Annotated in this window: 12 protein-coding genes and 1 pseudogene; 12 read left to right on the forward strand and 1 reads right to left on the reverse strand. The window is 45.2% G+C overall.

Translation table 11 applies throughout. From position 1 onward, the window contains the following. Positions 1 to 62 precede the first annotated feature (62 nt). The 3 genes from AB4124_RS17560 (at position 63) to AB4124_RS17570 (ending at position 4,277) form a co-directional block, all read left to right on the forward strand. Positions 63 to 1,820: a sensor histidine kinase gene (locus AB4124_RS17560; protein WP_441973663.1), complete on the forward strand. Its 1,758-nt coding sequence runs from the start codon at positions 63 to 65 to the stop codon at positions 1,818 to 1,820. A 76-nt stretch (positions 1,821 to 1,896) separates the two neighbouring features. Beyond that, a complete protein-coding gene (locus AB4124_RS17565) occupies positions 1,897 to 3,471 on the forward strand; it encodes a response regulator transcription factor (protein WP_441973664.1) in 1,575 nt (524 codons plus the stop codon). A gap of 554 nt (positions 3,472 to 4,025) precedes the next feature. Continuing rightward, positions 4,026 to 4,277 carry a hypothetical protein gene (locus tag AB4124_RS17570; protein ID WP_441973665.1) on the forward strand — a complete coding sequence of 84 codons (252 nt, stop codon included), beginning with the start codon at positions 4,026 to 4,028 and terminating at the stop codon, positions 4,275 to 4,277. 434 nt (positions 4,278 to 4,711) lie between these two features. On the opposite strand, the gene AB4124_RS17575 is transcribed toward AB4124_RS17570, so the two are convergent. Next, positions 4,712 to 5,884, reverse strand: coding sequence for an MFS transporter (locus AB4124_RS17575; protein ID WP_441973666.1), 1,173 nt, complete (start codon positions 5,882 to 5,884; stop codon positions 4,712 to 4,714). Between the two features lie 614 nt (positions 5,885 to 6,498). Between AB4124_RS17575 and AB4124_RS17580 the strand changes: the two genes are divergently transcribed. The 9 genes and pseudogenes from AB4124_RS17580 to AB4124_RS17620 all read left to right on the forward strand — a co-directional run bounded on the left by AB4124_RS17580 (position 6,499) and on the right by AB4124_RS17620 (position 12,440). Further along, the gene (locus AB4124_RS17580; RefSeq protein ID WP_441973667.1) at positions 6,499 to 7,092 is read left to right on the forward strand and encodes a TetR/AcrR family transcriptional regulator; all 594 of its coding nucleotides are present in this window, start codon (positions 6,499 to 6,501) and stop codon (positions 7,090 to 7,092) included. A 109-nt stretch (positions 7,093 to 7,201) separates the two neighbouring features. Further along, entirely contained in the window at positions 7,202 to 7,531 is a 330-nt protein-coding gene (locus tag AB4124_RS17585; RefSeq protein ID WP_441973826.1) for a winged helix-turn-helix transcriptional regulator, read from the forward strand. A 216-nt stretch (positions 7,532 to 7,747) separates the two neighbouring features. Continuing rightward, positions 7,748 to 7,825: pseudogene (locus tag AB4124_RS17590) on the forward strand (DUF2269 family protein); the annotation flags it as partial. A gap of 733 nt (positions 7,826 to 8,558) precedes the next feature. Then, a complete protein-coding gene (locus AB4124_RS17595) occupies positions 8,559 to 8,792 on the forward strand; it encodes a transcriptional regulator (protein WP_076106729.1) in 234 nt (77 codons plus the stop codon). A gap of 243 nt (positions 8,793 to 9,035) precedes the next feature. Then, entirely contained in the window at positions 9,036 to 9,368 is a 333-nt protein-coding gene (locus tag AB4124_RS17600) for a hypothetical protein (RefSeq protein WP_441973668.1), read from the forward strand. Positions 9,369 to 9,371: 3 nt separating this feature from the next. After that, positions 9,372 to 10,184, forward strand: a complete 813-nt coding sequence (locus tag AB4124_RS17605) for a hypothetical protein (protein WP_441973669.1) — start codon at positions 9,372 to 9,374, stop codon at positions 10,182 to 10,184. A gap of 312 nt (positions 10,185 to 10,496) precedes the next feature. After that, positions 10,497 to 10,988, forward strand: coding sequence for an NUDIX hydrolase (locus AB4124_RS17610; protein ID WP_441973670.1), 492 nt, complete (start codon positions 10,497 to 10,499; stop codon positions 10,986 to 10,988). Positions 10,989 to 11,383: 395 nt separating this feature from the next. After that, complete coding sequence (locus AB4124_RS17615) at positions 11,384 to 11,947, forward strand: sigma-70 family RNA polymerase sigma factor (RefSeq protein ID WP_430113314.1); 564 nt, start codon at positions 11,384 to 11,386, stop codon at positions 11,945 to 11,947. Further along, complete coding sequence (locus AB4124_RS17620) at positions 11,937 to 12,440, forward strand: DUF3600 domain-containing protein (RefSeq protein WP_430113315.1); 504 nt, start codon at positions 11,937 to 11,939, stop codon at positions 12,438 to 12,440. Before AB4124_RS17615 ends, AB4124_RS17620 begins: the two co-directional genes overlap by 11 nt. The last annotated feature ends 302 nt before the right edge of the window (positions 12,441 to 12,742 follow it).

Genomic DNA, 12,742 nt, shown 5'->3' on the forward strand with positions numbered 1-12,742 from the left:
ATCGTTTGGGGGAGGGAGCCAGACTGAATCCGATAAGTTGGCCGGGGAGAATTGCCGGAGAAATGAAGGGCAGCTTCAAGTTGAAGCTGATTGTACTGCTCTCGTGTATGGTCACATTAGCCTTTGCATTAGCGGGGTGGCTGGTCTACCGCTTAAATGTCCAATTGATGGAGGACGAGATCAGCAAGCAGTTCTCCATTGCCAATGAACAGGCTTTGGCCCGATTGGAACTCACCTTCCAAGAGGTAAGCCGGGTATCCCAATCCATTATACTGAACCCTTCTATAGAAATGTTCGTCACAGAGAGCCTTGACCCCGGAGGGGATCTCTATACGCAATACAAGAACCGTAAGTACGTGGAGGAGCAGCTGATCACGCTGCAAGTGGATACGCCGTCGATTCGTTCCATCTTTCTGTTCAATGAAAATGGAGATTTGGCTATTCGCTCCCAAAATGGGGCGTCAGGGGAACCCGGACCTGAAGAAATGGCCATGTTGATGGGCAAGCTGGAATCGCATCGGGGGAACTTGGTCTGGGGACGGGCCAGTCTGCCGAGCAGTGTCGATCCCGGCGGACGCCGGACGGTGCTAATTGCCGCCAGACGGATGCTCAATGATAAGCTGATCCCGTACGGAACCATGGTGGTGGTCATGGAGGAAAGACTGGTGTCCAAAGTGCTGCGGGATCTTACGGAGAACGGCAACGGTAAGGTACTGCTGCTGGAACCTCTGGAGGGACTGCTCTACGCCAATATGAATCAGGAGGAGACGGAACAACTCATGCGCTTGATCGAAGCCGGCGATCCCCAATATGTCAAGATGAGTGGGGTCACCTATTTATTTGTCCGCCATCGTCTGGAACCGGCAGGCTTCACGTTATATGGAGGGGTTTCTCTGGAGGAAATTCAACGCAAAAACAAAGACATCATCCATATCTTTGTTATTGCCGGAATTGGCGTCGTGCTTCTTAGCGCACTGCTGATTACGATTTCTACCAGAACCTTGCTGAAGCCACTGGCTGATCTGCTGCGGGGGCTGCGCAAATTGCGTTCGGGGGATTTCTCGGCTCTGATTAGCGTCCGTTCCGGCGATGAGCTCGGGTTCATCGGTGAGAGCTTCAACAGCATGGCGGAGCAAGTAAGCAATCTGATCAACAAAGTGTATCTGGCCCAGATCAGCCAGCGGGAATCGGAATTAAAAGCCATTCAGGCGCAATTGAACCCTCATTATCTGCATAACCTGTTCAATGAACTGTATTGGAAGCTGTATAACGACGACCAGGCGGAGGCGGCTCTACTGATCAACGCCATCTCGGAGATGCTGAAGTATTCGCTTAAATCCGTCAAGACCGATACGACGCTGGGAGAAGAACTGCAGCAGATACGGAATTACATTAAGATTCAGACCGAATTGTTTACCGGCCAGATTGAAACGATCATTCAGGCCGAAGAATCGCTTCTGGGTCTGCGGATGATGAGATGCCTGCTGCTGCCGGTGGTGGAAAATGTTTTTGTGCATGCCTTCCAAAATATGGATGAAGACCGGGTGCTCAGGGTGAAGGCGGCTTTACGGGATGGAGCGCTGCATATCGAGGTGGCTGACAACGGCTGCGGCATGGATGACAGCACTTTATATGCTTTGAAGGAAGCTGAGGATGCGCTGTCTGAGAACAACAAAACGGGAATTGGCTTTAAAAGCGTGCTGCGACGCATTGAACTGGTGTATGGGGCTCCTTACGGAGTAGAGATTTCCAGCGTCAAGGGAAAAGGAACGACCGTTCACATCAAGCTTCCCATTCAGACGATCCCGCAAGAGTACTAAGCCTATGCTTTCGAAGCGAGTTTTGCTCGAAGCTTATCATGAGATAACGCTCACAAAACTTTTAGGAGGGAAATGGATGAAAGCCAAGCTGTTTATCGCCGAGGATCAACCGAATTTTCGCAAAGGATTGCTCAAGCTGGCCGGGAAACGGTCCGCCGAGTGGGTGGTGGCGGGAGAAGCGGCAAATGGCCTGGCCGCTCTGTCTTCGATGGAGCAATGCATCCCGGATTTGCTGTTAACCGATATCCGCATGCCCCATATGGATGGGCTCGAACTGGCCGAGGAAATCAAGGCTCGAGGCTGGAGGACCAAGATTGTGATCATCACGGGATTCAAAGATTTTGCTTACGCCCAGTCCGCCCTCAAGTTTGGAGTGCTGGACTTTATCACGAAACCTTGCGTAGAAGCGGATATATTAAACATGCTCGATCGGACCTATGTACGGCTGATCGAAGAGAATCAGTCCGGGCGGCTGGTGGAGGATTGGAAGCGCCAGCATGAGGACAGCCAGCTTCGCTCAGCGATTATGGGCATGTCCTGCAACAACGGAGAGGTGGAGGCTTTGCTCGGACGGATGAAGGAATGCGAGCTTTACTTTCTTAGCATCCCTACCTATATTTCCTCAGAAAAACATTATTCCGCCCAGGATATGCCGCTATTGCAGTTTGCTCTCGGCAACATTGTCAGGGAGCATTTGCATAAATGGTATGGCGGAGGCTTCCGTTTTTTTTCCTTGAGTTCATCGGAATGGGCTTTATTGGTGGACAGGACGGATTCCCGGCCGGAAATGCCTTCTTCCTGGTTGCAGATCCTCACCGATTCGATTCAGCAGTATCTGAAACTGGCGGCGCTTGCCTGCTGCGGACAAGGACGATGCCGCATGGCGGAGGACCTGCGTCAGGCTTACGAGCGGTATTGCAGCGGGCTGGGCCGGGAGGCGGCCTCTGAGCGCAGTACTGCCTATGAATCTTTACTTAACCAGACGGCACTTTACGAAAAGGAGAAGGAAATCGTATCTTGGCTTATGTCGGGAGACAATGGCCGTTTGAACAAGGAGCTTCTAGATCAAGAGGTGCGGATCAGTAGTATGCCCCTGCAAACCGCTAAAATCGAAGCCCTGCTCCTGGCCACGGCCCTTCTCCGGCTGGTGCAAGTACAGTTTCCTGTATGGCGGATGGCCGCACGTTCCATCGAGTGGGGTTCCGTCTACAAATGCGAGACGCCCGAAGAGATTGTGGCTTGGCTGCAGGGATACATCCATGAATTCCTACTCTCCCATAACAACTGGCTTGCCGGCAAAAAAGATAATCCGGTCAAGCAAGCCATCCGGTTTATCGAAGAGAAATATATGGACGAATGCGGATTGGCTAAGGTGGCGGCGCATGTTCATCTCAACCCCAGCTACTTCAGCAACCTGTTCAAGAAAGAAACTGGCGAAAGCGTCACCGGCTATATCCAAAACCTGCGCGTGCAGAAAGCGAAGATCCTGCTCAAAAGCACCGATATGAAAATTTTCGAAATCGCCCAAGCCATCGGTTTTAACGATTCCAATTACTTCACGCATATGTTCAACAAAGTAGCAGGGCTCTCGCCCAAGGAATACCGCAAGCGGACAGCAGAGCCGCCGCAGGGAGTCGCGGATGGATTTTGATGCGAAAGGAGAAGCGCGATATTCGACAAATACAAAAATCACAAAAAAGTGCTACTCAGACTTCTCCGGGAGAATGACTTGCAGGCTACCTCGATGCCAATGACTTCGAATGAATCCGGCGTAACCATGGGGAGTATTTGGGAGCGGTCTGCAACAGGTCTTTATCCATACAGAGCCGCAGAAGCCTTGGAGAATGAGTCAAGAGAGAATAAATGTACTTAATGAAAAGATAAATGAAGCCACCGATCTCTCAAGCTATTCGCAAATTCGAACACATTTCAAGCCTTATTTCGCGGACTCATTTATAAACAAGATTATTCGAAGCAATGGCATTAACAATAACGCCATACTAACAAAAAAGGCCGATATTACCTATAGCAGTACCACAGCGGCGAGAATGCACCAATCGGCTTACTTTGAAAGTGGTCCTAGTAATCTTGAACTCGTTGATCGTTATGTATTCTATAAATTTGTTGATAACCAATGGAAGGTTAGACGATGTGAATGTGGGCAGACAAATTATTGAGCCATAATACGATACGAGAGTTGGCCAGATGAATTTAGATGTTATCGAGGAACAAGAACATATTCCGCTTGAAGTCGCTATTTTAGCGGCTTTTTTGCTTTATCGGTACAAGTTCTTATCCCGATTCGAGGACAAGGACTTGTATGATTGCCCAAAAGGACAAGAACATGGTCCAATTACCGATTCGATTAAATTTTATAAACCAGTGTCTAATGATACAAAAGTGTCTACATATAAAAATATTCAAAAGCCTGATGTATCGGGCTTTTTATTAAGGTAGTAGTACGTAAGTTTGTAGAAGGTACATATCATTTGAAGGGAAAAAACCTGAGGTTTTGGTTGAGATTATTAAGAAAGCTACAGGAAAATCTGTCGCTGAAATCATTAGTGAACGAGTGTTTAAACTTTTAGGGTTTACTCAAAGGGAGTGGAGAATAGAAGAAAAAGAAAACGCTGGTGCAGCGAGACGGGCCAGGTATTTCTTCTATGGAACCATCTATTGAATAATCACCCGTAATGACGATGCATGCATCATATCTGAAGTTTTCGAGACCTCGGCCCATTTTCCTAAACAACAAGAAACCACACCGCATTGTTGCGTCCAACAATTGGGGTGCAGTTCATTTGCAGTCTCCTTTTTTGTTAAGAATGAATAAGATCCGAGAGATCAACCTAGTGAGTAGAGTCCTTTAATATTCCATGTTTAGCATACCCTTAATCCGCTGACTGCTCCGCCGAATGCCGTGATGCCATGCTGGACAATACAAACGCGGCAATGATGGCGATGACTACGCCGAGTGCCGCGAACCAGGTAATGGATGCCAAAGAAACACGGTTAACGATCAGCCCGCCGATTCCTGCGCCGACAGCCATGGCAAGCTGCATCATGGAACTGTTCAAGCTCAGCATGACGCCCGAGGATTCAGGAACAAGCGAAACCAGGTTAAATTGCTGCGCCGGAGCGGATGACCAGGCAGCAAAAGACCAGAGGATCAAAATGGCGAATACGGCAATGACCGACTGTCCGACTAAGGATAGCAAAATCAACGAAATGACGTGAAGCACCATCCCTGAAACGAGCGTGTATTTGATGCCCCTTTTATCCGCGGTGTAGCCGCCGACTTTCGAGCCAATCAAACTGGCAACGCCGAACACGAACAGAGCTGCGCTAATCAAAGAATCATTTAAAAGAGTCACCTCTAGCAGAAAAGGGGATATGTAAGTGTAGGCGAGGGAGTATCCTCCCAACCAGAAAAAAGTAATCGCTAAAGCAACCAAAACCTGAGGTTTTTTTAACAAAGCAAATTGTTTGATCAAAGGGACAGGCTTGTCGCCCTGCATCCGTGGAAAAACCGCAGCAATGACAAACATGGCGATGACCCCGACAATTGCGATGGCCAGAAATACCGCTTTCCAGCCAAAAGCCGAGGCTACCATTCTGCCGAGCGGGACGCCGATGATGAGCGAAGCGGTGATGCCCATGGTGACGTTGGCGATGGCGCTGGCCTGCTTGCCTGGCGGAGCGATTTTGGCGGCAATGCTGAGCGCGTTAACGGTGACCACCCCGGCGCCTAACGCCGTAATCATTCTGGCGGTAATGAAGAGACCGAAGCCGGACAATATAAATGTAAGTAGATTTGCGGCAATAAAGAGGCCAAGAGAATAAAGGAGGAGCTTACGCCGGTCCATTTTGGCCGTCAGCGCCATCAAAATAGGCGTGCCGACCGCATAGGCCAGGGAATAGACCGTAATGAGCTGGCCTGCTGTCGCGACGCTTGTTCCCAACGTCTCTGCGATCCGGTCCAATATACCGGAAATGATGTAATTGGATGTTCCAACTAAAAAGCTGATCAAGGCTAGAACGTAAACTTTCCATATACTCTTCATAATTCACTCTCCTGATGTGTTTTAAATAACAACCATGTTTTTAAAAAAATATCGAAATATAAAAACAAAGCATTATGACGGTCGGTTTGGATAAATATAGAAAATCCGGATTATGCCAATATTAGAGCATATACTCATATATCGGTTTATTGTAATCATCAAATCAAAGGAGCCCCCAGCTTGTTGACTGACTCCTATAGCATTCCACGAACGATTTAGCCGTCTCTGCAGGCATGTGACCCGCATGGACCGCCATTTAGTAAATTTTCTCGGCCAATTTATAACGCTCCAAATCTCCGAGTACCGCAATGTTTCGGTCAATTCCTCCCGCGAAATCTTGATCTCGGGATCCGAACTGACCGGTGTTCTCGAATAACATCAAAAGAAAGTTGGTGCTCCATCGTTACTGACGGTAGTGAAACCGACATGGGTTCTCTCCTCCTTTTAGAAAAGTGGCATTCTGCATTGCAATACAACAGTAGTTGTTTGAACAACACATGTTGTATTTATATGCTATAATATCAACCGAATGGTGCGCAATCATCAATAACCATAAACCGTTGTATAGACAACACCATTTCTATAATGTCGTTTTATTAGGGGAGATCTTAACCATGACAATTAAAAAGAATGAAGCTGATCCTCGAGTGATACGTACACGGCGACTGCTTCAAGACGCTTTTGCTTCATTAATTCAAGATAAGGACTTTGAATCGATAACCGTTAAGGATATTGCAGAGCGGGCTACTGTTAACAGAGCGACTTTTTATGCGCACTTTGTAGATAAATTCGAAATTTTAGAGGCCAGACTTATGGAATCATTTATGACAATCATAAATCGTAGAATAAGCGGTCACGAAGTATTAAATGAAGAAACCGTTCAGAGTATTTTTCTGGGTGTATGCGATTTTCACAAGGATCTAAGTACGATGTGCAAAAGAAGGTATACATCGCTTGGAGCTGTATTTGAAATTCAAATAAAGGAAAAAATTCAAACGATACTTCTTTCCTTTATAGACAAAGACAAGATGCAATCGAGTCCAAACTCGCAATTCTTAATAAATACAGCTTCTATCATGTTAAGCTGGGGGATGTATGGGGCGGCTTACGTTTGGAACAATGAGGGGCGTCTAATAAGTGCGGAATCATTCGTTAAACAAACGATGCCCTTAGTAATGAACGGAGCCAAAGACCTTATCGTCAGTTAATCCTTGATTGCTCCCTATCAACATCATCACAAAACACCAAAATACAATTGCTACATATTTGGAAATGACTATGTTCCAATGATTGACTTGATTGTAGCGCTATCGTAAGATTCATCAGCGTGAATGTCCAGTTGAGACACTCATTCATGTTTTAGCTGGCAAATGGAAGCCCATCATTTTATGGCATTTGATTGAATCCAAGAAGAGGTTCAACGATCTGGAAAAGCTTATACCTGATGTTTCACAAAAAATGCTTTCACAACATCTCCGAGATTTAGAATGGGAGGGTATCGTCGATCGAACGGTCTACTCTGCGATCCTTCCCAAGGTAGAATATTCTCTTAGCGAATACGCCAGTACATTGATTCCGGTAGCAGAAGTCATGTGTGCTTGGGGAGAAAATCATAATAAGCGGAAATATGAAGAGTCCATATCATAAATCATGGTTCAATGAACTTGTATACAATTACAATCCACTGAAAGCAAAAGCTGCGACGGGATTTCGGGCAGCTTTTTTTGATGCTTGCTTTTAAGTAAGTACCCTACTTTAAAGTGGGTTTTTAACATCAGTTTGAAGTGATGCTAAGTTTGAGCTAATCAAATAAGAGGGGGCCGTTGAAGAGGAGGAAAGAACAATGAAAATTATTGTTTTTGGATTTTGCATATATTGGCTTCAATCGCGATCATTGGTCCCGCTTTCGTGCTACCGATCATTCGAAGATCCGCTAGAACAGCGAAGAGAAGACTCGGATAATAAATAGAGAGTCTGCGAATATGCTCGCAAAGCTTGGAGGTTCGTATGATGTGGGAAAAGTTCGGGCTGAAGAACCCTAAAATGATCAACTTTATCTGACAAAGGGTTCTCAGACCGATCCAAATGAACGCGTTTTCTTTGCTGATAAGTTGCGTTCTTGGATAAAGGAAAACATTTAAGGTCTAGGAGGAGCTAATGATAACCCTAATAGGAGATGAACCTGAGATTACATGGGCCTTACTAGAGGATCGAGAAAAAATAGCCACTTCGCTAGTTGGCTCCTTTTTGTTTCATTGAAGTATCAGCCAGGTTAGCTGGAAAGGAATGAAGAACTAATTACAAGTTAAGTGTGTCTAACAAATGGCTAATTAAGCGGAATGGGTGGGGATGAACCATTAAGAAACTCTCAAAAAAAGTATTCTTGGTTTCTGTGGTCGGTATATTATCGTTATTTGCTCTTATGTGCTTATTTGGCATCATCTTCTTTGCGGGATTATGGTATAAAGATGTATTTATGTAATTCATCATTGTGTTCTAAGAACAGGAAATGCTTCACTAACGGGTACGATAGCCCGGCGATGGAACTCGCCCAACAAATTGGCCAGACGCATGGGGAAATCCTTCGTTATGGGGCCCTTTATTAAGTATATTCATGCTGGCAATGGACAACGCTTAAGGTTAAGTATTATCTTATGCGGGAGGTCGTCGCTTCTTGAAATTTGAACTAGGACGTTGCTTACTGAATGAACGATTGATGGAATCCGGAAAGTCAGCGGAATGGCTGGCAAAAGACTTGCTTTTTAAACCGGAACGAGTTTACGACTTTATTGAAAACAAAAGAGTGATGCCACTCAAAATTGCTATATCGATCGCCGATTCCATCGGTTGTGATGTTCGTGCCTTGTATGAATTAATTCCGAACGATAATGAAGTAAAGGGAGATTAATGGAATAAGTGGTAGGTTGCATTAAGACTACAAATGTGATCGATTATGCTTAGCAATGGATCGATCCGCCTCCGATTGGTGACGGATTTGGCAATGAAAAATAGTAGTGCGGTATGGATCACAAATTATTATTATAACAATGAATAATCGACATTTTTTTTGTGGGAAATACCCTAGGGAGATGATACACTTAAATACGACATAAACTACATATCATCTCTATTAACAGGGGGAAATCGAAGGATGATTCAGTACTATCGCAACAAAACATGGCTGTGCGCCTTTCTGCTGGCGATTTTTTTGGCAGGACTTTGCATGTTCATGTCAGCAGATTCCGCACAGGCACAGGGGAAGAGCATACCTGTTGAGAAATTAAAAAAGATAAGCAGATTGTCTTTTAATTTAAGGGATACGTATCAGAACTCCTATACGGTTTATATTTACGCTCAAGATGAAAAATCATCAACCTTGACCGAAATGGACTACTGGACCGGAAATAAGCCGGGGGACAAGCAATACACAGGTACATATAAAGCAGCTCTCGTCAAAAAAGGAGCGACGTATGGTACGATATAATCCGTGAACCTTGGCCTGCATTCGGTTACGCTGCCCCAGACCTGGCATTATACGATTCGAAGCCAAGAAAAGGGCACGCCGGATATTCTGATGATTACAGAATGGGGGACATCTAATTTCAATCTGGCTACCCCTTTCATTATTCGTTCGGGGTCGCTGATGCCCGTGAAGTTCGTCGATCATAAAGGCAAAAAAATGGATAACTACTATCCTGCAGGACGGGAAGACGGCGTTCGCATGCTTGCAGATGCCCGGGTGCAGTTCAAGTTTTACAATAACGCTGTTTTCAAGTATGCCGTAAATACGTTCAAACTTAATGTGAGCAAGCTGGAATTGCGTTTGACAGAGACGCGATACATGGATTATGATCATCCATCCTGGCCAAATTCAGGAATCGGTGACCGCGCTTATCTCGAAAGCCTGAAGGCTGCTGCCAAGAAAGGGATTCTTCCCGACCAGCCAGGAATCAAGCTCGGCATGACTCATAAATCGCTCCAAAGTACGCTTAAAAAAGCCAAGCTGCGGGAAAACGGTGAATGGGGTGCATTTTATGTCTATCAGAACTATGCGATAGGCTTCGATTCCTATCTCCATGAGCTGGATTCCAGCTCAAGACTTATGATATTCAACCTTTTTGCCGAAAAGCGAAATTTGTACCCGTCAACAGTTAAATTGTGGCTTGGCAAACCGAATGATGAATTTTTCAATGAGGCTGAGGGCGTTTATGACATGATTTACAACTTTGGTTCAGGCAAGCTGTCATTTCATTACGAGGAAGAGGATGGACAAATCTTCTTGGCAACGATTTATAGATAGTTGGTTGATGAACCGGCCACTCGGAATTATCTGTTCTACAGCAAGCCTCGAGTCTTAACAATTGTCGTTTGAGAATTCGATAAATCGGCATTTACGGATTATTGGGTTAGCCAGAAATCTGGCTAGCCTTTTTTATACTCGTTTTACGATGGGATGAATTTTATGACGGGGTATCGAAAATGGCAAATGCCCGATGTAAATGTATTTTTCAACGAAAAGAAGATTTCAATGAATGGAAGAGAAGGACTTCTTCGGTATTCTTTATTGCAAATACAACAAAGATAGAGTGAACTAGTACATAGGAGGTCGAAATTGCCATTTCCAACGCAGATAGTAGCCACAGGTGGATTTGTAGAAGATGGGCAAGGAAATATACTTTTAGTAAAAACTCGTGACGGTGGTTGGGTTTACCCTGGTGGACAAGTGGAAGTTGGAGAAAATCTGATAGATGGTTTGATTCGTGAAATCAAAGAGGAAAGCGGAATTGATGTTTCTGTTGGCAGTTTAGTTGGTGTCTATTCGAATACAGGGATACAGAAATGGTATGACGGCGTGACTGATGTTCCTACGCAAGTTGGATTTGATTTCGTATGTCAGCCTATTGGTGGGGAATTATTATCTTTCTCTGAAGAAACAACCGACAGCCGTTGGGTAGCGAAGGATAGAGTTCTCGATTTGATTACACAGCCAAGTGTTCGATTTCGCTATCAGGCTTATTTGGAGTTTAACGGAGCCGTAAACTATGCGGACTACGTAAATAAGCCCGAGTTTACAATCAAACATCAAACATATATTTCGAAGTAGATTGTTTCTCGTTGCTGAACAAACGGGTACGATAATTCAATAAGGAAGTCTAAAACAGAAACACTGAAGGAGCTGCCGTAAAGTAGCTCTTTTTTACATGCTCACAAAATAAGTTGTTTGGTACAGATGTCCTGCCTGGTGCTAAGCTAACGGGCAGAATAGTCCAAAACCTTTAAGAGAAAGTTCATGTGATTGTTCTACTTGAAGGGCAATGCTCTTTTCATTGGAGGAGTACCAGCGTCCATGACAACAGGGGTAACCGTGTGCAAAAAATTGGCGATACACCTTAAGAAGTTCCTAAAATGGTGAGTATCATCAAAAAGTTTATTCTCTTACTGAACCTTTTTCTCCACGGGAGCGAATTAAGGGTTGTAACACGTTCAGGAGGGGCCCCTATGAATGATAAAGAGTTACTTCCGTGGCTTCAAAAAGCAACGTTGGGCGACGAGTCGGCCTTTCAGCTTGTCTATCAGGCGACTCACCAAGACGTCTATCGGACGGTTGCTTTTCTCGTCTACAACAAACAGGACATTGAGGATATCGTGAATGAAGTTTACATGCGCATGTGGCAGTCGTTTCACAAGTACGACCCGAACCGGCCGTTTCGGTTTTGGTTGCACGGGATCACTATCCGTCTTGTCCAGGATTGGAAAAGAAAGGCCTGGCGACGAATTCGCCTCTTTGAACGAAACCGCCAGATGACTTGTGAACAGTTCGACTGGACGGACAAAGCAGTCCAGCAGCTCGAAATGCAGCATGAGCTGTTCAGCCTTGTCCGCCAGTTGTCGTACAAACTACGTGTGGTCGTCATCCTGCGCTATTTTCACGACTATTCTCTAGAAGAAATCGCAGAAGTTCTGCAGATCCCCGTTGGCACAGTGAAATCCAGGCATCATCTGGCACTGAAAGAACTCCGGAAACGATTCGAAATGACGGGAGGAGACGCGTATGTCCATTGATAAGGAATTGCGTGAAGAGCTTCGCCAGGTGGCAGATTCGATGCACTGCCCACCCGATTTGTATGGACGTGTCCGACAGTCCTACCAACATTTTGTGAACGAAAAGAGAGGTAGATCTCCTATGAAAAAACGCATGCTCGCAAGTATTGCCGCTGTAGCAATCTTGATTCCTTCTGCCGTATTTGCTTCTTCCTATCTAGCCGATGAAATATTCGGATCTGTTAAAACCATTGAACAGCACGGCGGTTCACAGGAAAGTTATCAAGAGATTGAGGGAATGCTTCAAGTAGCAAAAGACAAGCTCACGGAAGACGAATTGAAGAAGTTTATGGAGTTGTTCAAGCAGATGGTGCAATTAAAGCTGAAGATGACCGATGAAAAAGGAATCAAACATGAGGAAAAGCTGACCAAAGAAGAACAGCAGCAGTTTGAGCAGCTCGTCTCCATGCTGGCCCCGTTCTTCGAGAAGATTAACGGAGCCGCCAAGCCGTAAGAAAAAGAAGCAGGGACCCGTCCGATGTGGATGGGTCCCTTTTTTTTCACACTTTATATGTGAATTTATCATTCAACTAACGGGACACGATAGCTCAATAAAAAGTGAAGGCAGCCGGCTTCTTATCGGCTGGCGGAACAGGTTATGGTCATGGTGGAATAGGAACAAGTATGACAGCTACCTTAGTTCTTTTCATTTTGCTGGTTATTAAAACTAGATCTTTCTTTTTCTAAACAAATAACATTTTTTAAACCCTGCCAGCCTTGTGCTGACAGGGTTTAATTTCTCAAAATTTCGTAAAC

The organism is Paenibacillus sp. 2KB_20, from assembly GCF_052115765.1.
Classification (GTDB): domain Bacteria; phylum Bacillota; class Bacilli; order Paenibacillales; family Paenibacillaceae; genus Paenibacillus_AQ.

Bases quoted from the DNA above. Each gene is read 5' to 3' on its own strand.
- AB4124_RS17560 (WP_441973663.1), top strand. From the start codon at position 63: ATGAAGGGCAGCTTCAAGTTGAAGCTGATTGTACTGCTCTCGTGTATG.
- AB4124_RS17565 (WP_441973664.1), top strand. From the start codon at position 1,897: ATGAAAGCCAAGCTGTTTATCGCCGAGGATCAACCGAATTTTCGCAAA.
- AB4124_RS17570 (WP_441973665.1), top strand. From the start codon at position 4,026: ATGAATTTAGATGTTATCGAGGAACAAGAACATATTCCGCTTGAAGTC.
- AB4124_RS17575 (WP_441973666.1), bottom strand. From the start codon at position 5,884: ATGAAGAGTATATGGAAAGTTTACGTTCTAGCCTTGATCAGCTTTTTA.
- AB4124_RS17580 (WP_441973667.1), top strand. From the start codon at position 6,499: ATGACAATTAAAAAGAATGAAGCTGATCCTCGAGTGATACGTACACGG.
- AB4124_RS17600 (WP_441973668.1), top strand. From the start codon at position 9,036: ATGATTCAGTACTATCGCAACAAAACATGGCTGTGCGCCTTTCTGCTG.
- AB4124_RS17615 (WP_430113314.1), top strand. From the start codon at position 11,384: ATGAATGATAAAGAGTTACTTCCGTGGCTTCAAAAAGCAACGTTGGGC.
- AB4124_RS17620 (WP_430113315.1), top strand. From the start codon at position 11,937: ATGTCCATTGATAAGGAATTGCGTGAAGAGCTTCGCCAGGTGGCAGAT.